Raw genomic sequence first — 22,806 nt, 5'->3', positions numbered from 1 at the left:
AATGCAGTGCCGTGGACAGGCAGGAGAAGACGAAGCGGCATCCGCCGCTTCGTCGGTTTGCCGTGGCCTTTACTTGGCCGCGTCGAGTATCGTCTGCTCGGCCTTGGCGGCCTGATCGACGGAATCCTTGACCGGTTGCTTTTCAAGGATCACGCGGTTGGCCATATCGATCGCAATCTGGCGCTGCTTCTGTTCATCAGCGAACATTGTGGTATGCGCATATTCGAGACCCTTGAGGAACGGGCCATAGATCGGATCGGCCAGGTTTTTCTCGGTCATGGCAGCGGAGCGCCGCGCCGGCAGTTCACCCACATCCTGCAGCCAGATATCCATCGCTTCCGGCGAGGAGATGTAGTTCAGGAACTTCTCGGCGGCCTTCAGCTTCTCACCACTTGCCTTGGCGCTGATGCCGTTGGCAAAGTAGCTGGCATAGTTGGAACGAACACCCTCGGCATTGGCCGGGAGTTCCGTCACACCCCATTCGAAATCCTTGATGCTGCGGAAGGAGCCGAGGCGGAAAGTGCCGTCGATAGTCATGGCCGCCTTGCCGGCGCGGAAGGCCGCCTGGCCTTCGTCCATGAACTTGACTTCGCCGACCTTATGCTCGGTCTGGAGGCTCGTATAGAAACCGAGCGCCTTTTCACCGGCGGCATCGTTATAGGCGACCTTGCGGTCATGCTGGGTGTACGGCTGGCCACCGAACTGGCGCACCAAAACTTCGCGCCACCAATGTTGATCCTGCCCCGGCATGTCGAGCGTGATGCCTTCAGCCAGGAGATTACCCGAGGCGTCCCGCTTCGTCGTCTTCTTGGCAGCTTCGACCAACTCGTCGAGAGTCTTCGGCGGCTTGCTCGAATCGAGGCCTGCGTCGGTGAACGCCTTCTTGTTGTAGAACAGGGCCAGCGAACGGACGGCCGTCGGCAACCCGTAATACTCGTCACCGCGCTTCATGGCGGAAACGATCGGGAAGAATTCGCCTTCGATCTTGTCGTGCGGGAAGGCGTCTTTCGGCAGCGGCTGAAGAATGCCGCCAGCTACGAACTTGTCGAGCCAGCCGTAGAAGAGCTGCATGACGTCAGGGCTTTTGCCCGCCATTTTCGCGGCGATCACGCGGGTCTGATAGTCATCGTAAGGGAACGTGACCTGCTTGACCTTGATGTCCGGATTGGCCTTCTCGAAATTTGCGATCAGCTTGTCCATCGCCTTGACGCGCGTCTCGAAGACGTACTGCCAGTATTCGATTTCGACAGCCTGAGCGGCGTTGGCCGCAAGGGCACTGAACCCTGCAACCAGACCTGCCAATAATAGCTTACGCATAAATCCTCCCTTGTGCCCCCATCCGCCGGTTTCCAAAATGCGGTTGCCAGGCTTGGCTGCGGATAGGCACCTCCCATCCGCATGTTCCACCATATGCCGCACAGCGAATGCACGACACCAACTCCTTGCTCGATGCGAGAACCATGTTTTCGCAATGAAGCCGGGCGGCTCTCGCCACCCTGTCCTTTACGCTTCAACTTTAAGCGCGTTTTGTCAATAAGATAATTTAGTTGAATTAATATATTGCTGTTAAGAACGCCGCGCGCTATTCCTTCAGGAAGGCAGGAGGACCCATGACACAGCAACCGGCAAAGATGCCGCTGGCCGTTACTCTCGGTAAAAACCCGGAACGGATCCGCGATCATAATCGCCGTGTCGTACTCGACGTGGTGCGCCGTCATGGGCCTTTGGGCCGCATGCACATCGCCCGCCTCACCCATCTGACCGCGCAGGCCATTGCCAATATCGTCGACGAGCTGGTGGCGGATAATCTCCTGATGCAGCTTGGCCGCCTCAAGACCGGTCGCGGCCAGCCGCCGATCCAGTTCGCTGTCAATCCCGAGGGTGCGATGACCATCGGCGTCGAGATGGGCTCGACCCAGATGGTCACGACGGTGCTTGATCTTTCCGGCACGCCGCGCCGGCAGCATGTCCGTCCCGTTCTCGATGTCAGCGCCGGAAAGCTTTCGGCGCAGTTGCGGGCCGAAGTCGATGCCGTCAAGGCGGCCTTTCCTGCTCGTCTTCTCGGTATCGGCGTCGTCATGCCCGGCCCCTTCGATATCGAAGGCATGAGTTCGGTCGGGCCTACGACCCTGCCGGGCTGGTCAGGGATCGATGCTGCGGAAGTTCTGAGCAATGCCTGTGGCGAGCCGGTCATTGTCGAAAACGACGCGAACGCCGCGGCTGTCGGCGAGCGCCTGTTCGGCGCCGGCCACGCGATCTCCAATTTCGCCATGATCTATTTCGGCGCCGGCATCGGCCTCGGCCTCATTCAGGATGGCGCGCCGTATCGCGGCGCGTTCGGCAATGCCGGCGAAATCGGCCATGTGGTCATCACCCCGAACGGACGCCAATGCGCCTGTGGCCAGAAGGGCTGCCTCGAGACCTATGCCTCCCTCCATGCTCTGCGCGAGAAGCTTCACGCCTCAGGCATTGAAAACACGGATTTCGACGCGCTCGAAACGCTGCATGCTGAGCGCAACCCGGTGCTGATGAATTGGCTGCAAGAGGCGGCCGATCATCTCGCACCGATGATCGCCATGATCGAGAACATCCTTGATCCCGAAACCGTAATTCTCGGCGGCATGTTACCGGATGCCATCATTGACGACTTGATCCGACACATGGGCGAATTGCCCATTTCCGTCGCAAGCCGCCGTGCTCGTGCCTTGCCGCGCGTGCTACTCGGACAGACCGGCCAGTTCACCGCCGCGCTCGGCGCAGCATCCCTGCCGATGTTCGAGGCAATGACGCCGAAGCTGGATATGAACTCAGAATTGTAAGAGGTCCGCGAGGAACCATGCTCACTGCCCTGCAGCGCATCGAGCGCCAAAAATCGTCCCCTGCCCTTGTTCGCCTGCATCGGGCACTGAACAGACTGCGATCGACGGTGACGCTGATGCACACGGGCGCGCATCCTGACGACGAACAAAGCGGGCTGATTGCCTATTTCCGCTTCGCACTCGGCATAAGGGTCGTTGTCGCCTGCTCGACGCGCGGCGAAGGCGGGCAAAATGCGCTCGGCCCGGAACGCGGCGGCGCGCTCGGCGTGATCCGCAGCCGGGAAATGGAAGAGGCCGCACGCGTTCTTGATTGCGATATCCATTGGCTCGGTCATGGTCCGGACGACACCGTGCACGACTTCGGCTTCTCCAAGGATGGCGACGGCACCTTCGCGCATTGGGGCGAGGAAAAAATCGTTGAGCGTCTGGTGCGCGCCTATCGCACCGAACGCCCGGACATCGTCCTGCCGACCTTTCTCGATGTTCCCGGCCAGCATGGCCATCACCGCGCAATGACACGTGCGGCCGAGAAGGCCGTACGGCTTGCGGCAGATGAAAATGCCTATCCAGAACACATCGCCGAAGGGTTGAGGCCATGGCGGGTGGCAAAATTCTATCTGCCGGCATGGTCCGGCGGCGGGGATACCTATGACGACGAACTGCCGCCTCCGGACGCGACGCTGGAAGTCCATGCGTACGGCCGCGACGAGGCGACCGGGGCGGATTATGACCGGATCGGCGAATGGTCCCGCGCCTGTCACGCGACCCAAGGCATGGGCCGCTGGCCGGACGTGCCAAAGTCCAATTGGCCCTTGCATCTGAAATTACCGGAAAGCTATCCGGAAGAGACGATCTTCGCTGGCCTTCCTCAATCATTGACCGCGCTCGCCGCGACAGACGGGTTGCCCGAAAAGGTCGGGCAGATGCTGATCCATGCCCAGGCCGCTATCGAAGATACCATTGCCGCCTATCCGAAGCGCGCTGTTATCATCGAGCGCCTGATCGATGCGGCAAAAAGCCTGAAAGCGGCGCTGACCGCCTCGCCTGCCGATTTTCTGCGGCGACACGGACATCGGTTGGAGCAAAAGCTTCGCGAGGTAGACGCCGCCTTGATGGAGGCATCTTCGCTGTTCGAGCGCGCCGGCCTTGATGAACCCATGCTGGCTTCAGGCGGTGAATCCAGCCTCATTGTCGAATATGGAAGCGGCGTCCGCGATATTGATGTGACGGCCGAAGTTGTTCTGCCAAGAGGCTGCGTCGCTACTCCCGGCAACCGGAAGGATGGCCGCGAGAAGTTTGCCATCTCCATCTTGCAACAAGCGCCGCTTTCGCCTCTGTTCGAACCCGCCTGGCGCGCGCTTGGCGGCAGCGGTCAAGCCTTCATCCGGCTCAAGGCATCGTTTGACGGTCATGATGGTGTCGCCTGCTTTGATCTGGAAGAGCCACTCCGCGTGGTCCCCTCGACATCACTTCGGCTGGATCCGCCGGCTTTGGTCGTATCCACACACCAGCAACAGATAGCAGGGTGGCGGATCGGGCTTGTCGCCGAGGGTCAGGCGGACAAGATCGCGTTCAGCCCACAGAAGGGATGGAGCGCTGAGGTTGAGGGAGCAACAGTGGAGTTACGAGCACCGGAGGAATTAAAACCCGGTCTTGTTCGTCTGCTGCCCACAGTCAACGGAAGGCCTGCGTGGCAGACGAGCACGATGAGCTACCGGCACCTCGGCAACACGCTTTGGCGCGAACCCACCGCATTGCAGATACTCGCGGTCGACCTGCGCCTACCCGATGCACGCATCGGCTACATCGGCGGCGGTGCCGACAATACCGGCATCTGGCTGAAGCGGATGGGCTTCGACGTCACCGAACTCGAAGAGCATCATCTGGCAGGCGATCTCTCGCAATTTTCCACGATTGTGGTCGGCATATTCGCCTTCGGCCTGCGGCGCGATCTGGCGGCAGCGACGGATCGGCTGCATGATTTCGTCGAGCAAGGCGGCCACCTCGTCACGCTCTATCATCGCCCGACGGATGGATGGCATCCGGATCGCACGCCGCCACGAAGGCTTACGATAGGCTCGCCTTCATTACGTTGGCGCGTGACCAATCCCAAGGCGTCCGTCACCATGCTGATGCCGGAACACCCTCTGCTCACCGGACCGAACGCCATCAGCGAGAGCGACTGGAACGGATGGCACAAGGAACGGGGGCTCTATTTCGTCTCCAGCTGGAATGATGCCTACCGGCCTCTCCTGTCCATGCACGACGATGGCGAACAACCCCTTTTCGGCGCGCTGGTTTCGGCCGAAATCGGCCAGGGCCGGCATACGCATACAAGTCTTGTCCTGCATCATCAGCTGGACCGGCTCGTGCCCGGCGCCTTTCGTCTTCTCGCAAATCTGGTCCAGCCTGCCCGATAGAACGCTACCGCGTCGGACAGAACAAGTAGACGCACCAAACCTCTCCGCCTTGGCTAAGGCTCCCTCCGGTGGTCGCTTCGACTTACTAGACTTGCCGCCTGATTTTGGACGCGGGATAAAGGTGGGCCAGCCTTGATCGTGGCGCTTCAGCTCGGACAGCCCATCGTCAGCCTAAGGATCGCAGGAGCTTTTCCGCCCGAAAGCCTTTCGGCAGCCATCGTTCTGGTGCCGTGTCCAATCTCTTTTGGTGTCGACATGTCACACCGCGGAACGGCATCGCGGGGCTATTTCAATGCCCGTCGCGGGCAACGGCATCCTGCGGGATGCTCCCGGTCAGGTTCTTGCGATGGAAAATGAAAAGACCGGCGAGCACGATAATGACCGATCCGACGATGATCTGCGCATCGGGGATATCTCCGAAGAATAGGAAACCGAGTGCGATCGCCCAGATCAACAGGCTGTATTGCAGCGGCGCGAGCAGGGATGCCGGTGCGAGTTTCAAGGAGCGAGTGATCAGCATGTGGGCGCTACCGGCGACAACGCCAAGCGCGAGCATGGCTCCCCAATCCAGCGTCGATGCCGAGCGCCAGTTGCCGATGCTCAGCACGAGCCCCGTCGCGAGCGCAGCGACGGTCTGCCAGGCGACGAGCGTGGCATCGCTGGTATTACGCAGCTTTCGGCTGAGGATCAGCGTCATCGAGAAGGCGAGGCTGCCGCCCAGGCCGAAAATCGACGGCCAGGACAGCATAGCCGCTGAGGGCCGCAGCGCGATCACCACGCCGACGAAACCCAGCAAAACGGCCAGCCAACGCCGCCAGCCGATCCTCTCGCCAAGGAAGAAATGCGAGAGCGCCGCAACATAAATCGGGCCGGCCATGTAGAAGGTCATGACATCGGCGAGCGGCAGATAGGCAACCGCAGCATAGAATAGAGCGACATCGGCGGTCGTCATGACGACGCGCAAGACCTGCAACCGTGGATGCTCTATCCGGAAGAGCGCATCGCTTCCTTGCCGCGCGATCATGGGGGCAAGGATGGTAAAGGCGCCAAAGGAGCGTATCACCAGAATCTGGCCGACGGAAAAGCTCGCGACCAGCCACTTACCCATGGCGTCATTTAGCGAGAACATGAAGTCGCCGAGAACCATCAGAAGCACGCCGACAAGCACGAGATTGCTATTCGCGCCCGCTTTGCTGGAATTCATAATGTGTCCTCTGCAGAATCTAGACTTCGCTAGACGGGCTTTAGCCGGTTTTGCTCCGGTCCCGCAAGGCACACTCGCACCCGTTTTGGTTGAACGAACTCCCGACGGTTGTCACGCTGACGGAAGCGATGCCGTCAGGTCTCAAAACCGACGGATCCCTGTCTCGCCTTCGTTGGAAAGCGTTCGCCGCGACAGCCATTCGAAATGTGACTCCCAATCGTCAATGGTCCACGCTGCATCCTTTGAAACCGGCTCCGATTCCGATACCGGCGGTGCAGTAACGACCAGACCGGTCTTCACGAGACCTCCTCCGTTTCTTGACAATGGCAAGCCATAATGCCGGCATTCGGATCTCCGGGAGAGACGGCATGTGGACACTTCCATTGCAGTTTTTTGGTTGCGCTGACGACCTAGCCACCGCGGCCAAGGAAGAGACACCGGCGAGCCAAAGCTTGCCGGCTGGCTACTCGTCCCAGCGCCCGTCTTCCGGAAGGCACCCGGTCGGTATCGGCACGAGCGGTAACTCTCTTCAACCGGTCGGCCTTGAATGACGATGAACAGCTTTCACCTACCCCGTGAGACGCCCTTGAAAATTCTGCTGCTTGAAGACGAACCCAAAATGACCCGAGCCTTGCTTGATGCACTGCGACGTCGTGATGTGCTGGCTGACCACGTTCGCACCATCGCCGACGCCGATGCCATGATCTGTACCGGTACTTATGATGCCCTCGTGCTGGATCGCCGTCTGCCGGATGGCGAGGGTCTGGATTTCGTCGCAACACTTCGCCAACGCAGGCATCCCGTGCCGATCCTCATACTGACCGCCCTCGGCAGTGTCGATCATCGTGTGGATGGTCTGGATTGCGGCGCCGACGACTATCTTGCCAGACCGTTCGCGCTCGAAGAATTGCTTGCCCGGCTGCGGGCACTGCGCAGGCGAGGTCCGTTGGTTTCTGATCGGAATCTGGACTTCGGCAATCTGACCATCGACCCTCGGAGCAATGAAATCTGCATCGCCGGATCGGTGATCGAATTTTCACGGCGTGAGTATCTGGTGCTTGAAGCCCTGTTGCGCCGCCCGAACCGTATCGTCACGAGGCCCAATCTGATCGACGCGGTCTATACGCTGGAAGACGAAATCGAGTCGAATGCGCTCGACGCGCACATCTCCCGTATTCGAAAGAAGCTTGTGCTTGCCGGAGCTGCCGTCGAAATAAGGGCCGTGCGCAATCTTGGCTATCTAATCCGATCAAGAGTGCAGACCGCCATCGCATCCTGACGGTCAAAAACGCCCGGCGCATAATTTTTCGATCCGCTACAATCGGCGGGGCAAACCTCAACGCCTCCCCCCAGTTCTCGCACCTCCGCTTTAACTCAATATTTATGACAGTCGGAATGGATGCGGCTTTTTCACGGTTGAATAACTGGTTCTCGCTATTGTCCATCGACAAATGAGAGAGCCGCAGATGACGCGACAGCCGGGTAGACCGTCGAAATCGATGAACGCTGGTTCGAACGGAGGCGATGAGTGCCTCCTCCAACGGTTCGATGCGCTGCAGGAGCAGCATCTGTCGCTCACCGAGCGATATGAATGGCTCGAGACGATGATCAACTATGTTCCGGACTTCATCTATGCCAAGGACAGAGATGGCCGTTTTCTTTTCGCCAATCGAGCCATTGTCATCAATAATGATTTCAACAATGTCGAAGAGCTGATCGGCCTCACCGACGCAGAAATCCACTCGGCAGCCGACGCCGAGAAGATCGACGAGGTCGAGCGGCGCGTCATGGAAACGGGCGAGCCCGATCTCGGCGTCGAAGAGAGGCGCATCCGAGGCGAAGGATGGCTGATGATGTCGCGCGTGCCGCTGCGGGACCGGAGCGGTAACATTATCGGCGTGGTGGGTGCTTCCAGGGATATCTCCGCTCGCAAGCGCGCAGAGGAGTTGATGAGCACGCAGACAAGACTCTTGCAGGATGTGGCAAGAGGCGTCGATCTCGGATCATTTCTCAGAGACGCCCAAGCGCTTCTCGAGAGATTGCTCGATGGAAGGCGCGTCCATTTCCAAGTCGATGACAGGCAAGCCGAGGTTTTCACGGAGGAGGCCGTCGAATTTCCCATCCTGTCGCGCGACGGGGGCCGGCATGGTGTCTTGATGGTCGCCAAGGCCTGGGACAATGATGACGCCGGCCTCATGGAATTCCTCGCAGGCGTGGCGCAGACGGCGGGAATTGCCATCGATCGCCACCAGGACATCACCCACATAGCCTATCTGGCGGAGCACGACGCTCTTACAGGCCTGCCGAACCGCACGCTGCTCGACCGCAAGCTCGGAGAGCTTCTGGAAAAATCCTCCCGCCAGCAGAAATGCGTCGCTGTCGCTTTCGTCGACCTCGATAATTTCAAGTTCGTCAACGACAGTCTCGGCCATGCGGCCGGTGACGAATTACTGAAGGTCGTCGCGCGGCGAATATCGACACAGATCCGAAACGACGGCATCGTCTCACGGATCGGCGGCGATGAGTTCATCATCGTTCTGGAGGAAACCTCCGTTCCGATGTCCGAACGCTTGCGCGCCATTCTTGAGGCGATTTCCGCACCTTTAACGATAGACGGCGTCGAAATTCGTGTTACCTGCAGCATTGGTGTTGCATGTTCCGGCGAACACGGAGACACGGCATCCGAATTGTTTGCCAGTGCCGACATGGCGCTCTATCGCGCCAAGGAATCCGGCCGCGACCGCATTCAGCTGTTCACGCATGCCATGGGAGAAGAAGCGCGCAACAAGCTCGTCCGCATCGAAGAGCTCCGGCGCGCCGTGGAACGAGACGAGTTCGTACTCCATTATCAACCTCAAAAGGACATCCGCACCGGCAGGATAATCGGCGTTGAAGCGCTGGTGCGATGGCAACACCCGGCTGAAGGCCTGCTGCTTCCGGGCGCGTTCATCCCCCTGGCCGAAGAGACGGGGCTCATCGTCGCGATCGGCGATATCGTTTTGCGCAAGGCTTGCCAGCAGAACCGAAACTGGCAGGACCGTGGCCTTGCCATGCTGCGAGTGGCCGTGAACGTATCGGCACGGCAATTTCTCGAACGCTCGCTGACGGATCAGGTGTCATCAGCGCTTCAATCCGCCGGGCTCGATCCCCGTTGGCTAGAGCTTGAGCTGACGGAGAGTCTGATCATGCGCGATCTTGAGGGCGCCATAGAGCGCATGCGCGAGCTGAAGCAACTTGGCGTCAGCCTTGCGATCGACGATTTCGGCACCGGATATTCGAGCCTTAGCACCCTCAGACGGTTTCCGTTGTCGCGCTTGAAGATCGACAGATCCTTTATCGCGGATATCCCGCACAAGGCCGGCGACATGGCAATTACCGCCGCCATCGTATCGCTTGGCAGGACGCTGGAACTCGAAGTTGTCGCCGAAGGCGTTGAAACCGAAGAACAGGCGCATTTTCTCGCAGGCGCCGGATGCGAAATGTTCCAAGGCTACCTGCTTGCCAGACCCCTGCCTCCTTCCGAGGTTGAAGACCTCATTCTGCAGATGACGACACAGAGGGATGGCGATTGACCATAATCATCGGCAATGCCAGCCGGCAGCATCAGGCAAACGTCACGATTTCGATCCAGTTCGCGCCGGCGCTGACCGGGTATCGACCGACGATATCAAGTTCGCCACCATCCCTGTCGATGGCATAGACCGAGAGCCGGTCTGACTTTTCGCCTGATGCCACCAGAAAGCAACCGGATGGGTCGATGCGTATGCCGCGCGGCTGCTGCTCCGTCGGATAGCTGGTGACGTAAGTCAGTCTGCCGCTTTCCTCATGCGCGCGAAAGAGTGCGATCGTGCTTGTGGTTCGTTCGGTCGTATAGAGAAACTTGCCATTGGGCGTGATGCCGATGTCGGCAGCCCATACTTTCGGCTTGCCGTCATCCACCGGAGCCTTAACCGATGGCGCGACACCGGGAGACAGTCCAGCGTCACAGGGGGCGGATGCAACGCTCTCGACCTCAGTCAGCGTTCCATCGGACGGATCCAGCACATAATGGATCACATGTCCCGTCAGCTCCGTCAGGACATAGAGAAATTTGTTGTCCGGCGAGAGCGCAATGTGCCGTGGGCCGAAACCCTGCCCCGTCGAGATTCTCGCCGGCTCATTGGCTGCCAACACGCCGCTTTCCGGATCGACGACGAATTGCAAAATGGCGTCGGAACCGAGATTTGTCGCAAAGACATATCTGCCGCTCCGATCGCTGAGGATCGAATGGGCGTTGCGTCCCGTGGGGATTGTCTGCCGCTCTCCCTCTGTAACAAGCCCGTCCTTGGTGATCGCGAGTGCCGCAACTTTGTCGCCACCATAGGATGCCGCGAGAAGCAATCGGCCCGATGGCTCGGTGGCAATGTAAGCCATACTGTCGGACAAAGGGGCTGTGGCCCTCTGCTCCAGCCTGCCGGTCTCCGGATCTATTGCCAACGTCAACAGGCGATAGGGCTGCGAACGGATGGCGACATAGAGATGTCCCTTATCCGCGCCAACGGCCATCGGCATGGCCATTCCGCCGGCATCGAAGGAGGATATCCAAGAGAGAGCGCCGTTCATCCTGTCCATTTCGTATATGTCGACCGTCCCCGCGACTGCCGCGGAAACATAGACGAAGGTCCGGCCGGAGCCGTTGGGCGAAGATTGAAGCATTGTCGCTTTCCTCAAGCTCGGGTAGCCAGCCTCGCTGCCTCTCGAGCTACTTTTCTAACGAAGATCATCCGGCGGTGGTGACAATCTTCTCCAGCATCACCATTTCCTCTGCGGTCAGATCGATCAACGGAGGCCGGACGGGGCCAGGATCCCGGCCGAGAACACGCAGCCCCGCTTTGATGATCGACACGGCATAACCTTTTCTGCGATTGCGCAAGCTGACCAATGGGAAAAAGAAACCCTTGAGGATCGCGTCCACCGTCGACTGATCTCCCACACGCAAAGCGGCGTAGAACCGCTGGGCCAGCGCGGGTACGAAATTGAAAACCGCGGACGAATAGGTCGTCACGCCAGCGGCGAAATAGGCCTGCGCATAGACCTCATGGGTTGGCATACCGCCGACATAGACCAGCCGATCTTTGAGCGTCGTCGTAATCTCGATCACCTTGTCGACATCACCGACGCCGTCCTTGTAACCAATGAGATTGGGGCACTCGTCGGCCAATCGCGCCAAGCTTTCGGCTGTGAGTACGGCGTTGTCGCGATTGTAGACGATGACGCCGATACCGACGGCCTTACAGACCGCTTTTACATGGGCGATCAAACCGACCTGCTCGGCAAACATCAAATAGGGCGGCAGCAATAGCAAACCGTCGGCACCGGCCTTCTCCGCCGACCTTGCGATGTCTACGGCAAGCGACGTACCATAGCCGGTTCCAGAAACGATCGGCGTGCTGCCGGCTGCAGCCTTGGCTGCACGAACCACCTGCGGAACTTCCGCGGGATTGAGGGAGAAAAACTCGCCGGTACCGCCGGCAGCAAACAGTGCCGCAGCATCGTAACCTGCCAGCCATTCGACGTGATTGCGATATTGGGCCTCGTCGAATGAGAGATCCTGATTGAAATGCGTGACTGGAAAGGACAGCAGTCCACTGCCGACGGCCTGCTTCAGTTCATTCGGGTTCATGGCGAAATCCTCTTTTGTTCAACGGACAAATCCAGTCTCAGCCCTGACCGAGCGTCTGCAAAAGTGCGGCGATATAGCCGTAGCAAAAGGCAAAGGCGACGCCTGTGGGGTCGCGGCCGCTGATGGCCGGGACATGATCCGGCATCAACATGTATTCATAGCCGACCTCCCGATAGACCCGGACGGAACGGGCCATATCCATGTCGCCTTCCTCGGGGAAGGTTTCCATGAAAGACAGCTTGCCGCCACGGATGTTGCGGAAGTGGACGTTGAAGATCTTGTTGCGCGTGCCGAACCAGCGAATGATGTCGTTGATCTCCTCGCCTGGATTATCGAGCATCTCGCCGACCGAGCCCTGACAGAAGTTCAGTCCGTGATACGGGCTTTCCCGCATGAGAACGAATTTCTTCAACCCTTCAACGGAGCCCAGCACGCGCGTTACGCCACGATATCCGGGCGGGGTGTACGGATCATGCGGATGACATGCCAGACGGACACGATTGCTTGTCGCCACCGGAACGACGCGTTCCAGAAAATAGTCGATCCGCTCCCAATTCTCGTCCTCCGACAAGACGCCGGCAAGGCCGGGTGCTGCCTGCTGGTCGGTCTTGTCCCAGCGAAAACTCGCATTCATCGAGCCTCCCCGACCGGGTTCGTCCGGGGTGCGTGGAATCCCGATGAGGTTGAGATTGTATTTTGCCGAGGGGATGCCGGCCGCTGCGACATCTTCGATCAACTTGCAGACCGCATCGATCTGACGATCGCGATCCGGCCCAGCGAGCAGAATGTCGGGATAGGACGCGTTCTCGATCGATTGGGATGGCAAAGGAAGCTGGATCATATCCAGAATCAATCCGAAACTCTCGATCTTGTCGCGATGCCGCTCGAGATCAGACAACGTCCAGCTAGCCGGCTTTCCCGGAGGGTCGGCACAGATATGCTTTACCCCCAGTTGCGCGAAAACCCGATAGTCATCGTCGTCGCGCGCCTCGACCTGCGTTCCCAAGTACACTCACCGCACCTCCCGTGGGACTCATATCATATGACATAATATGACTCAAAAAGAGAGTCGAGCCCTATTGCGGCCGCTGTTCCGCTAATTGCCGGTAGCGCCGCTGGCTTGCTGTCATATGCGCACGCATTGCCTGACGCGCACGCTCTGGATCCTGATCGGCAATTGCTTCGAGGATCGCGGCATGTTCGGCATGAACCCTCATTAGATAGGCACGATCATTGGCTTCCGGCAGGGTCGGAAATTGCCCGCGCGGGATGGTTCGCAGACCGAAATGCCTGAGCACGTCGACGTAAAAGCGGTTGTTGGTGGCATTCGCAACGGCGAGATGAAACTCATAGTCCGCCTCGATCGTCGAAAGCCCTTGCTCTATGAGCGCAGCCATCTTTCGATTGGCGGCGGCGATCGCCGCCTCCTGCTCGGCAGTTCTGCGATAAGCTGCTATTGCGGCCGCCTCACCTTCGGCCGCCATGCGGAACTCAAGCAACTCCAGCGTCTCGGGGATGCTTTTGACCTCGATGGGCGTCAATAGCTGACCGGATCTTGCGGTCGCCTCGGAAACGAATACTCCTTTGCCCTGGATGGGTTTGACAAAGCCGGCGGCTCTCAGATCGGCGATCGCTTCGCGCACGACCGTGCGACTGACGCCGAATGTCGCCTCCAACTGTGGCTCGGTCGGGAGCTGGTCGCCCGCCTGAAGTCTACCGGCTTCGATCTGCTGACGCAGTTGGTCGATGACCTGCTGAGCCAATCTCTGCCGTCCCCGGCCTGATGTCGTCATTCTCTTCCTCTCCGCACAGCGACATACCGATCCTGATAGACCTTCGTCGTATGCTCACTTGCCTAATCATAATATGACATAAAGTCGGCCTCTCCCGCAATCGACGGGTCACGACGAGCTCTCCGCATGACCGATGCTCCCGCGCCAACGGCATACCCCTTGGGGTAGCTCCCCATCTGCCACCACCGGCGCAGCCCGGACCATGATCGGGTACGTCGACAACGGGCGCGTCGACCAACCGCTACGATCTGACCCGTCAGTCAATCGTTACGAAATTGCCTCGCGAAATTCAATGCTTGCGATGATTTATCTGTTTTAATTCAAAATGATACTTCCGTTTCCGGAAGTCATTTATCAGGAATACCGACGACGCCCAGGGGCGCACTGCGGCATCGCAAAGCCGATTCCGAAATTGCTATATTGACATTTGTCGAAAGCAACTCGAATATTGTAAATATCAGTGCTCGACGACAAAGCTCGGTTCCGATCGATCTTTTGGCCCGGCATCCAGAGTGCGGAGGGGAACGTGGAATTCCTGCTTGAAGTAGAGGGGCTGAAGAAGTCCTTTGGCGGCGTTGCCGCATTGCGCGATGGCCGCTTTCAGTTGCGCTCCGGCTCGGTTCACGCCCTGTGCGGCGGTAATGGCGCGGGCAAATCGACATTCCTCAAGATCCTGATGGGCATTCACAAGCGCGATGCCGGCTCCATTCGCCGACGCGGCAAAGAAGTGGAATATGCGAGCCCCGCCGACGCGCTTGCCGCTGGCATTGCCATCATCGAGCAGGAACTCAGCCCCATTCCGCATATGACGGTTGCGGAAAATATCTATCTCGGTCGTGAGCCGTCTGCCCGCTTCGGCGGCATCGATTTCAAGACGATGAACCGCAACGCGCAGGCGCTGCTCGATCGGCTGCAGTTCAACATTCGCGCCACCCAATTCATGATGAACCTTTCGGTTGCCCAGGTTCAGTTGGTCGAGATCGCCAAGGCGCTCAGCCACGATGCTGAAGTGATCTTCATGGACGAGCCCACCTCGGCGATCGGTGAGAAAGAAGCGCAGCAGCTCTTTGCGACCATCGAGAGGCTGAAAGCGGAAGGCAAAGGGGTTGTCTATGTCTCGCACCGCCTGTCAGAAATCTTCCAGATCGCCGATTCCTACACGGCCTTCCGCGATGGCGCCCATGTCGGCAGCGGCGCTCTTGCCGATATCGATCGGCCCGGCCTCATCCGCATGATCGTCGGCCGCGAGCTCGGCGAGGAATACATCAAGACGAACGTGCCGACAGCAACACCAGGGCTGGAAGTCGCTGGCCTGACGGCCGCAGGTAAGGTCAACGACATCTCGTTTACCGCTCACCAGGGCGAAATCTTCGGCATTTACGGCCTGATGGGATCGGGTCGAACCGAAATCTTCAACTGTATCTTCGGCGTCGACGCAGTCAGCAGCGGCCAGGTCAAGCTTGCCGGCGACCCCATCGTCGTTCGCAAGCCCGCCGAAGCCATGCGGCACGGCATCGCGTTCGTGACGGAAGACCGCAAACTCACGGGTCTCAATCTGATCGACAGCGTGCGCAACAACATCTGCTTGGCAAGCCTTCCCGAAATGAGCCCGCATTTCTCGATGGATCGCCGGGCCGAAGCCAGCGCCAGCCAGGACATGATCCAGCGATTTGGCATCAAGACGGCGCGCGACAGCATGCCCGTCTCCGGCCTTTCAGGCGGCAATCAGCAGAAAGTCGTGCTTGGCAAGTGGTTCCTGCGCAAGCCGAAAGTGCTGCTGCTCGATGAGCCGACCCGCGGCGTCGATGTCGGCGCCAAGCGCGAAATCTATCGCATCATCTGCGAGTTCGCCGCCGAGGGCGGCACAGTCATCATGATCTCATCCGAAATAGACGAGGTTCTCGGCATGTCTGACCGCATCCTGGTGATGCGCCAAGGGCGCGCTGCAGGAATTCTCAAGAGGGAGGAGGCCGACGCGCAATCGCTCGTGCATCTGTCGACCTGACGACGACAGACCACGAAGCCCAGAATGAAGCGCCCGGCAACAAGAGGTATTTGCAATGTCCGCCACCGACAATAATCAATCCAATTCCTGGTTCAGCTCGGACCGCCGCAGATTGATCATTCAGGAATACGGGATCTTTCTCGCCTTCCTGCTGCTCGCGGTCGTCCTTTCCTTCTCGAACCAGTACTTCCTGACGGCCGGCAATATCTCCAACGTGTTGCTGCAGACCTCGATCAACGGCGTGCTGGCAATCGGCATGACATTCGTGATCCTGACCCGCGGCATCGATTTGTCCGTCGGCTCGGTCGTCGCACTCACCGGTATTGTGAGCGCGAGCTTCGCAACGACTTCGGCGACGGCTGGCATCGTCGGCGCGCCCTATCCGCCCTATGTCGCGCTAGCAGTCGGCCTGCTCGTAGGCGTCGCCTGCGGCGCCGTCGTCGGCCTCATCGTTTCGCGCTTTGCCGTGCCTGCCTTCGTTGCGACGCTCGGCATGCTGTCTGCCGCCCGCGGCCTCACACTCATCTATGGCGGCGGCAAGCCGGTTCCGGCTCTCACCCCCGATTTCCGCTGGATCGGCACCGGCAGCGTCCTCTCCATTCCGATGCCTGTCATCCTGCTTGCCATCGTGTTCATTGTCGCCTGGTGGGTCCTCAACCGCACCCGCTTCGGCCGCTACATCTATGCCGTCGGCGGCAACCCGCATGCTGCCATCACCTCGGGCATCAATGTCAGCAAGCTGCGCTTCCTCGTTTATGTCATTTCCGGCGGTCTTTCCGGCCTAGCAGGCATGATCCTTGCGGCCCGCACCGGTTCCGCTCTGCCGCAGGCCGGCATCGCCTACGAGCTTGATGCGATCGCAGCCGTGGTGATTGGCGGAACCAGTCTTTCCGGCGGCGTCGGCCGCATCACCGGCACGCTGATCGGCGCCCTGATCATCGGCGTCATGAACAACGGCCTCGATCTGATGGGGATCCAATCCTACTACCAGCAGGTCCTCAAGGGCGCGCTGATCGTCGGCGCCGTCATGCTCGACCAAAAGAGAAATCTGGGCGGCTGAACCCGAAAAATTCGCAGTGTTCGCACTTGCAAACCAAACGGCGTGTCACGTCGGCCGCCGAACTTCCAACGGAGGAGAATTGTAATGAAGAAATTGCTTATTGCTCTTGCTGCAGCGACCGCACTCCTGGCGTCGCCAACTTTGGCGCAGGAAAAGAAGCTGAAGATCGGCGCGGCACCTTACGGCCTCAACGCCGAGTTCATGCAGATCTGGTCGGCAGCGCTGAAAGAACATCCCGCCGTCAAGAACGGTAACGTCGACCTGACCATCTTCGACGGCCGCTACGACGCGCTCGTTCAACAGGAACAGGTCAACACCATGATCACGCAGAAGTTCGACGCGATCATCTTCGTGCCGATCGATATCGAAGCCGCAGCGACCGCCGTTCAGGCCGCGCACGACGCCGGCATCCCGGTCGTCGGCTCGAACACTCGTGTCAACTCCGATCTCCTGACCTCCTATGTCGGCTCCGACGACACGATCTCCGGCTACATGGAAGCCAAGACCGTGCTCGACAAGATCGGCTGCAAGGGTAATGTCGTCATTCTCGAAGGCCCGATCGGCCAGTCGGCGCAGATCTCCCGCCTCGAAGGCAACAAGAAGGCGCTTGCCGAGTGCCCGAATGTAAAGGTCCTCGAAGATCAGACCGCCAACTGGTCGCGTGCCGAAGCCCAGACGCTGATGGAAAACTGGCTGACCTCGCATCCGGGCCAGATCAATGGCGTTATCGGCCAGAATGACGAGATGGCACTTGGCGCGATCGAAGCGATCAAGGCAGCCAAGCTCAACGTCAAGGACTTCGCCATTGCCGGTATCGATGGCATCACCGATGCGCTTCACGCCGTCAAGCAGGGAACGATGACCTCGATCCTTCAGGACGCAAGCGCTCAGGCCCAGGGCGCACTCGACCTCGCGATCTTCGCCGCCAAGAAGGGCAGCTACAAACCGGAATCGAAGATCTGGGAACAGTATCCGGCCATGCCATTCAACGATGGCAAGGACAAGAACTACAATGTTCCGTGGACCCCGGTAACGACCGGGAACGTGGACAAGCTGCTCGAGACCCGCAAGTAAGATCATTGCGGCGGGGCGAACATCTCGCCCCGCTCCCCCAAGGACAGAGGCTTGAAAAAGATGACCGAGACATCTCCAGACATTGATTTGAACTTCCCGCTGTCGGGCAAGACCGCCCTCGTGACGGGCGGCGGTTCAGGCATCGGCGCAGCCGTTGCAACGGCGTTCGCGTCGAAGGGCGCAAAGGTCGCCGTCCTCGATATCAATGTTGATATGGCGAAGGCAAAGGCCGCCGAGATCGGCGGCGGAGCGGCACCCTTTGTCTGCAATGTCTCCGATCCCGCTTCGGTCAACAAGGCAGTCGGCGACGTCGTCTCGCATTTTGGCGGCATCGACATTGCCGTCAACAGCGCCGGCGTCGTCTTTCTGGCACCGGCCGAGGATCTGTCGCTCGATCATTGGGACAAGACGATCAGTATCAATCTCAAGGGTACATTCCTGGTTACGCAGGCCGTCGGTCGCGCCATGATCGCTGCCGGCAAGGGCGGCAAGATCGTCAACCTCGCCTCGCAGGCAGGCACCGTCGCCATCGAAGATCATGTCGCTTATTGCGCCTCCAAATTCGGCGTCATCGGCATGTCCAAGACCTTTGCCGCCGAATGGGGCAAGCATGGCATCTGCGTCAACACTATCTCTCCGACGATCGTGCTGACCGAGCTCGGCAAAAAGGCCTGGGCCGGCGAGAAGGGCGAGGCTGCCAAGAAGCGCATTCCGAACGGTCGCTTCGCTTTCCCACAGGAGATCGCAGCCGCTGCTGTTTTCCTCTCCTCTTCCGGTGCGGACATGATCAATGGCGCCGATCTACTGATCGACGGCGGCTACACAATTCTTTGAGCGCAAACGCGCGATAATTCTACAGGAGGTACCATGCAGCGGTTCATCAACAATCCGGATGAAGTCGTTGAAGATACTGTGAAAGGCTTCATCAAGGCACATTCGGATATCGTCCGTCTGGCTGACAATCCGCGCGTCGTAGTCGCCAAGGACGCACCACATGCCGGAAAGGTCGGTGTGGTCACCGGCGGTGGTTCGGGCCATGAGCCAGCCTTCATCGGCTATACCGGCAAGAACATGCTGGATGCGGTTGCAGTCGGTGAGCTTTTCTCCTCTCCGACGGCCAAGAGCTTTCACGACGCCATTCGCGAAGCCAATGGCGGCCGTGGCGTGATTTGCCTCTATGGCAATTATGCCGGCGACAACATGAATGTGAAGATGGCCATCAAGCTTGCCGCAAAGGACGGAATCGAAGTCGCCACCGTTGTCGCCAACGATGATGTTTGCTCTGCACCGCCACAGGAACGCGAAAAGCGCCGCGGTGTCGCCGGCGAGATCTTCATGTGGAAGGTTGGCGGTGCCAAGGCTGCAACCGGAGCAAGTCTTGAAGAAGTCCGCGTCACCGCACAGAAGGCGATCGACAGCTGCCGCTCCGTCGGCATAGGCCTCGGCCCCTGCACCCTGCCCTCCGTCGGTCATCCGAACTTCCAGATCGAGCCCGGCACGATGGAAGTCGGCATCGGTCATCACGGCGAGCCGGGCGTTCGCGTCGAGCCGTTGAAAACGGCGGCCGAGATCGCAGACGCCATGTGCCAGATCGTTCTTGACGATCACAACCTGCCTGCGGGCAGCGAAGTCGCCGTGCTCGTATCCGGTCTCGGCGCAACGCCGGTCAACGAGCTGTATATCCTCAACGACACGATCGAGACGAAAATCTCCGAACGGGGCCTGAAGATCCACAAGACCTATGTCGGCAACTATTTCACGTCGCTCGAAATGGTCGGCGCGACGCTGACCGTGATGGCACTCGATGAGGAGCTGAAAGCGCTTCTGGACGTCGAGGTCAAATGTACGACTCTGCTCTGAGGGAGGACGCACGCATGCAGACATTCAACAATGCAACAGCCGGCGGCATCGTCCTTTCGATGGCCGACCGCATCGTCGAAAACCGCGCCTATCTCAGCGAGATCGACGGCAAGATCGGTGATGGCGATCACGGCGTCAACATGGCCAAAGGCTTCGGTATGGCTGCAGAACGGCTGAAGGGCCAGAACCAGTCACTGTCGGCTTCGCTCGACACGCTCGGCACGGTGCTGATGACAGAGATCGGCGGCTCCATGGGTCCGCTTTATGGCGTCATGTTCACTGAGATTGCCGAAAAGCTCGAAGGTATCGATGCAATCGACAGCGCCGCTTACAGCCGGGCGCTCCATGCCGGCCTTGAAGGCGTTCAATCGATCGGCTCGGCAAAGGTCGGCGACAAGACGTTGCTCGACACGCTGGTTCCAGCGATCGAGGCCTTCGATGCAGCGAACGCAGCCGGCAAATCCTTCGCCGACGCGCTTGATGCCCTGATGGCTGCAGCCGAGGCAGGCCGCGACTCCACGCTCAATCTGGTCGCCAAGATCGGCCGCGCCAGCCGGCTGGGTGAACGCTCCCTCGGTGTACTGGATGCAGGCGCCACCTCCTGCGCGATCATCCTGAAGGAGCTTTCCCTCGGCGCTCGCACCCAGCTGCATTAACGGGCTCTCCCAAGACCGCGCGACCCCTCAATAGACTGGAGGGGTCGCACACCGCTTATCCCGACAAGAAGCATTTGCAAACGCCCAGCATTGCTTCCATCTTCTGGCGGGAAAAGGGAATCGCTATGACAGGCAAGGCAAGTTCGGCCAGCAAAACTGGCTCAGGAAAGGCGGGCGCTCCGGACGCAATCGACGCCATGCCGCTGCGCTATGGCGACGACCCCTATGTTTGGGCCTGCTGGCTCTACTATGAAGACGGCAAAACCCAGGGCGAGATCGCCGATATCATGGGCATATCGCGGGCGACCGTAAATAGTTACCTGGCCGATGCCCGCAGCCGCGGCATCGTCAATATCTCGCTTGAACCCTCGCGCCTAAGTTCCCTTTCCATCGCGCTCGAACTGAAGCGGCATTTCGGGCTGCATGACTGTCTCGTCGTCCCGAGTGACGATGGAACACGGCCGTTGATCGACCGTCTGGGGACGGCAGGGGCACAGGCAATCGCCAAGCTGCTGAAATCGGGCGATACGCTGGCAGTTGCTTGGGGGCGCACGGTCCTTGCAGTCGGTGAACAATCGAATGTCCCGAACCTTCAGGATGTGACCGTCGTTCAGGCGACCGGCGGCACGCGGGCGCGCTTTGCCTATACGCCGGAGCTTTGTGCCGCCGCCTTTGCCAACGCCACCGATGGCAAGCTTGTCAACATCACCGCTCCTGCCATTGTTTCGACGACCGAGGTGCGCGACATCCTCTTGGCGGAACCACTGATCGAAGACCAATTCGCTGTGCTCTCGAAGGCCAACAAAGCGGTCTTCAGCGTGTCATCGCTGCGACCGAATTCGACGATCCATAGCAGTGGTTTCTTCGAATCCGTCTCGCTGCAGGACTATCTGGCCAAGAACGCGGTGGGCGTTGTCGCAGGACGGTTCATCGATGCGAAAGGCCAACCCGTCGCAGGCCCTCTCGATGATCGCACCATCGGCATATCTCTCGACATGCTGAAATCGATCGGATTGCGCATCGCTGTTGCCGGCGGCTTCGACAAGGTACCTGCGATCCTCGCGGCGTTGCGCGGCGGCTACATCAACGTGCTGATCACGGACGCCGCCACGGGGCGAGGCATTCTCAACGCCGATGGCGTCACGGCTCTGGATCAGAAGGCGAACCAACGGCCAAGGGCAGACAATAGCGTCTCGCTGCCAAGCAGCTATCGCACGCATATCAAGAAATTTCTCAACAATCCCGACGATGTCGTCGACGAGATGCTGGATGGCGTCGTCAAGGCACATGGCTCGCATGTCGCGCCGATCAAGGGGTCGAACCGAGCGCTGGTTGCGCGTGACGGCCCGCGACCCGGCAAGGTCGGCCTCGTGATCGGCGGCGGCACGGGTCATGAACCCGGTTTTCTCGGCTATGTCGGCAAGGGCTTGGCCGATGCCGTTGCCATCGGCAACATCTTCTCCTCGCCGCCGCCCACCCCCATCCTCGAATGCGCGAAAGCAGCCTCCGGCGGGCAAGGCGTGCTCTTCGTTTACGGCAATTATGCCGGCGACGTCATGAACTTCGAGATGGCCGCTGAAATGGCGCAGGAGCAGCAGATCGAAGTCCGCACGGTGCTGACGACCGACGACATTGCGTCGTCTCCCATCGAAGACAAGGAGGGGCGTCGCGGCGTCGCCGGCAATTTCTTTATCTTCAAGGTTGCCGGAGCTGCGTGCGACAAGGGCTTGCCGCTCGATGCCTGCGAGGCCGCAACACGCAAGGCCAATGACCGGACCTTTACTATGGGTGTGGCGCTCGAACCCTGCTCGCTGCCGCAGACCCGCCGTCACAATTTCGAGATTGGCCCCGACGATATCGAGTTCGGCATGGGGATCCATGGCGAGCGCGGCGTGACGCGCGAAAAAATGATGAGCGCCGACGAGATTACGGACCGCGTCATGGATCGGATCTTTGCCGAGATGAAGCCGGCCGCCGGGGACCGGGTCGCGGTGCTGATCAACTCCTTCGGGGCCACGCCAATGATGGAACTCTTCATCCTGTTCCGCCGCGTCGAGCAGCGCCTGAGCGCCAAGGATATCAAAATCGACGCAAACTGGGTGGGACACTACTGCACGTCGCTCGACATGGTCGGCGCATCCATATCCATAATGCATCTCGACCAGGAGCTGACCGAGCTGTTGCACCATCCGTGCGACGCTTTCGCTCTGAGGGTCGGGTGATCGTATAAGAATGAGCCCGGCAGCGAAAGAA

At 59.6% G+C, this 22,806-nt stretch carries 17 protein-coding genes; 11 read left to right on the top strand and 6 right to left on the bottom strand.

All coding sequences use genetic code 11. The features are described from left to right. Nucleotides 1–69: 69 nt before the first annotated feature. A complete protein-coding gene (locus GGD46_RS19915; protein WP_184707058.1) occupies nucleotides 70–1,317 on the bottom strand; it encodes an extracellular solute-binding protein in 1,248 nt (415 codons plus the stop codon). Between the two features lie 293 nt (nucleotides 1,318–1,610). Between GGD46_RS19915 and GGD46_RS19910 the strand changes: the two genes are divergently transcribed. Further along, nucleotides 1,611–2,819 (top strand): ROK family protein, encoded by a 1,209-nt coding sequence (locus tag GGD46_RS19910; protein WP_184707056.1) that lies wholly within the window; start codon nucleotides 1,611–1,613, stop codon nucleotides 2,817–2,819. A 17-nt stretch (nucleotides 2,820–2,836) separates the two neighbouring features. Continuing rightward, nucleotides 2,837–5,239, top strand: a complete 2,403-nt coding sequence (locus GGD46_RS19905; RefSeq protein WP_184707054.1) for a PIG-L family deacetylase — start codon at nucleotides 2,837–2,839, stop codon at nucleotides 5,237–5,239. Between the two features lie 289 nt (nucleotides 5,240–5,528). Here GGD46_RS19905 and GGD46_RS19900 read toward each other — a convergent pair whose 3' ends face one another. After that, nucleotides 5,529–6,443, bottom strand: coding sequence for a DMT family transporter (locus GGD46_RS19900; RefSeq protein ID WP_184707053.1), 915 nt, complete (start codon nucleotides 6,441–6,443; stop codon nucleotides 5,529–5,531). 586 nt (nucleotides 6,444–7,029) lie between these two features. On the opposite strand from GGD46_RS19900, the gene GGD46_RS19895 reads away from it, so the two are divergent. Both GGD46_RS19895 and GGD46_RS19890 read left to right on the top strand, forming a co-directional pair. Beyond that, nucleotides 7,030–7,722 carry a response regulator transcription factor gene (locus GGD46_RS19895; protein WP_184707088.1) on the top strand — a complete coding sequence of 231 codons (693 nt, stop codon included), beginning with the start codon at nucleotides 7,030–7,032 and terminating at the stop codon, nucleotides 7,720–7,722. 187 nt (nucleotides 7,723–7,909) lie between these two features. After that, nucleotides 7,910–10,015 (top strand): bifunctional diguanylate cyclase/phosphodiesterase, encoded by a 2,106-nt coding sequence (locus tag GGD46_RS19890; RefSeq protein ID WP_246806392.1) that lies wholly within the window; start codon nucleotides 7,910–7,912, stop codon nucleotides 10,013–10,015. Between the two features lie 31 nt (nucleotides 10,016–10,046). Here the strand turns inward: GGD46_RS19890 and GGD46_RS19885 are convergent, their stop codons facing one another. The 4 genes from GGD46_RS19885 to GGD46_RS19870 all read right to left on the bottom strand — a co-directional run bounded on the left by GGD46_RS19885 (nucleotide 10,047) and on the right by GGD46_RS19870 (nucleotide 13,898). Next, nucleotides 10,047–11,138: a beta-propeller fold lactonase family protein gene (locus tag GGD46_RS19885; protein ID WP_184707050.1), complete on the bottom strand. Its 1,092-nt coding sequence runs from the start codon at nucleotides 11,136–11,138 to the stop codon at nucleotides 10,047–10,049. A gap of 64 nt (nucleotides 11,139–11,202) precedes the next feature. After that, nucleotides 11,203–12,105 carry a 5-dehydro-4-deoxyglucarate dehydratase gene (gene kdgD, locus GGD46_RS19880; RefSeq protein ID WP_184707048.1) on the bottom strand — a complete coding sequence of 301 codons (903 nt, stop codon included), beginning with the start codon at nucleotides 12,103–12,105 and terminating at the stop codon, nucleotides 11,203–11,205. Nucleotides 12,106–12,142: 37 nt separating this feature from the next. Continuing rightward, nucleotides 12,143–13,117: a mannonate dehydratase gene (locus tag GGD46_RS19875; protein WP_184707046.1), complete on the bottom strand. Its 975-nt coding sequence runs from the start codon at nucleotides 13,115–13,117 to the stop codon at nucleotides 12,143–12,145. Nucleotides 13,118–13,181: 64 nt separating this feature from the next. After that, nucleotides 13,182–13,898 (bottom strand): FadR/GntR family transcriptional regulator, encoded by a 717-nt coding sequence (locus GGD46_RS19870; protein ID WP_184707043.1) that lies wholly within the window; start codon nucleotides 13,896–13,898, stop codon nucleotides 13,182–13,184. A 526-nt stretch (nucleotides 13,899–14,424) separates the two neighbouring features. Between GGD46_RS19870 and GGD46_RS19865 the strand changes: the two genes are divergently transcribed. The 7 genes from GGD46_RS19865 to GGD46_RS19835 all read left to right on the top strand — a co-directional run bounded on the left by GGD46_RS19865 (nucleotide 14,425) and on the right by GGD46_RS19835 (nucleotide 22,775). Next, nucleotides 14,425–15,903 (top strand): sugar ABC transporter ATP-binding protein, encoded by a 1,479-nt coding sequence (locus GGD46_RS19865; RefSeq protein ID WP_184707041.1) that lies wholly within the window; start codon nucleotides 14,425–14,427, stop codon nucleotides 15,901–15,903. Nucleotides 15,904–15,958: 55 nt separating this feature from the next. Beyond that, entirely contained in the window at nucleotides 15,959–16,963 is a 1,005-nt protein-coding gene (locus tag GGD46_RS19860) for an ABC transporter permease (RefSeq protein ID WP_184707039.1), read from the top strand. Nucleotides 16,964–17,047: 84 nt separating this feature from the next. Continuing rightward, the gene (locus GGD46_RS19855) at nucleotides 17,048–18,037 is read left to right on the top strand and encodes a substrate-binding domain-containing protein (RefSeq protein ID WP_184707037.1); all 990 of its coding nucleotides are present in this window, start codon (nucleotides 17,048–17,050) and stop codon (nucleotides 18,035–18,037) included. A 60-nt stretch (nucleotides 18,038–18,097) separates the two neighbouring features. Continuing rightward, nucleotides 18,098–18,871 (top strand): SDR family oxidoreductase, encoded by a 774-nt coding sequence (locus GGD46_RS19850; RefSeq protein WP_184707084.1) that lies wholly within the window; start codon nucleotides 18,098–18,100, stop codon nucleotides 18,869–18,871. 33 nt (nucleotides 18,872–18,904) lie between these two features. Then, nucleotides 18,905–19,897: a dihydroxyacetone kinase subunit DhaK gene (locus GGD46_RS19845; RefSeq protein WP_184707035.1), complete on the top strand. Its 993-nt coding sequence runs from the start codon at nucleotides 18,905–18,907 to the stop codon at nucleotides 19,895–19,897. 14 nt (nucleotides 19,898–19,911) lie between these two features. Continuing rightward, nucleotides 19,912–20,553 carry a dihydroxyacetone kinase subunit DhaL gene (gene dhaL / locus GGD46_RS19840; protein WP_184707033.1) on the top strand — a complete coding sequence of 214 codons (642 nt, stop codon included), beginning with the start codon at nucleotides 19,912–19,914 and terminating at the stop codon, nucleotides 20,551–20,553. A 125-nt stretch (nucleotides 20,554–20,678) separates the two neighbouring features. After that, nucleotides 20,679–22,775, top strand: a complete 2,097-nt coding sequence (locus tag GGD46_RS19835; protein ID WP_184707031.1) for a bifunctional sugar-binding transcriptional regulator/dihydroxyacetone kinase subunit DhaK — start codon at nucleotides 20,679–20,681, stop codon at nucleotides 22,773–22,775. The last annotated feature ends 31 nt before the right edge of the window (nucleotides 22,776–22,806 follow it).

This window comes from Martinezella lusitana (assembly GCF_014207095.1).
In the GTDB taxonomy this organism is placed as follows: Bacteria; Pseudomonadota; Alphaproteobacteria; order Rhizobiales; family Rhizobiaceae; genus Rhizobium; species Rhizobium lusitanum_B.
This window is presented reverse-complemented; position numbering and strand designations above follow the sequence as displayed.

What these genes read in the sequence shown, in the direction of transcription:
- GGD46_RS19915 (WP_184707058.1), bottom strand. Translation starts at nt 1,317, where the DNA reads ATGCGTAAGCTATTATTGGCAGGTCTGGTTGCAGGGTTCAGTGCCCTT.
- GGD46_RS19910 (WP_184707056.1), top strand. Translation starts at nt 1,611, where the DNA reads ATGACACAGCAACCGGCAAAGATGCCGCTGGCCGTTACTCTCGGTAAA.
- GGD46_RS19905 (WP_184707054.1), top strand. Translation starts at nt 2,837, where the DNA reads ATGCTCACTGCCCTGCAGCGCATCGAGCGCCAAAAATCGTCCCCTGCC.
- GGD46_RS19900 (WP_184707053.1), bottom strand. Translation starts at nt 6,443, where the DNA reads ATGAATTCCAGCAAAGCGGGCGCGAATAGCAATCTCGTGCTTGTCGGC.
- GGD46_RS19890 (WP_246806392.1), top strand. Translation starts at nt 7,910, where the DNA reads ATGACGCGACAGCCGGGTAGACCGTCGAAATCGATGAACGCTGGTTCG.
- GGD46_RS19885 (WP_184707050.1), bottom strand. Translation starts at nt 11,138, where the DNA reads ATGCTTCAATCTTCGCCCAACGGCTCCGGCCGGACCTTCGTCTATGTT.
- kdgD (WP_184707048.1), bottom strand. Translation starts at nt 12,105, where the DNA reads ATGAACCCGAATGAACTGAAGCAGGCCGTCGGCAGTGGACTGCTGTCC.
- GGD46_RS19870 (WP_184707043.1), bottom strand. Translation starts at nt 13,898, where the DNA reads ATGACGACATCAGGCCGGGGACGGCAGAGATTGGCTCAGCAGGTCATC.
- GGD46_RS19860 (WP_184707039.1), top strand. Translation starts at nt 15,959, where the DNA reads ATGTCCGCCACCGACAATAATCAATCCAATTCCTGGTTCAGCTCGGAC.
- GGD46_RS19855 (WP_184707037.1), top strand. Translation starts at nt 17,048, where the DNA reads ATGAAGAAATTGCTTATTGCTCTTGCTGCAGCGACCGCACTCCTGGCG.
- GGD46_RS19850 (WP_184707084.1), top strand. Translation starts at nt 18,098, where the DNA reads ATGACCGAGACATCTCCAGACATTGATTTGAACTTCCCGCTGTCGGGC.
- GGD46_RS19845 (WP_184707035.1), top strand. Translation starts at nt 18,905, where the DNA reads ATGCAGCGGTTCATCAACAATCCGGATGAAGTCGTTGAAGATACTGTG.
- dhaL (WP_184707033.1), top strand. Translation starts at nt 19,912, where the DNA reads ATGCAGACATTCAACAATGCAACAGCCGGCGGCATCGTCCTTTCGATG.
- GGD46_RS19835 (WP_184707031.1), top strand. Translation starts at nt 20,679, where the DNA reads ATGACAGGCAAGGCAAGTTCGGCCAGCAAAACTGGCTCAGGAAAGGCG.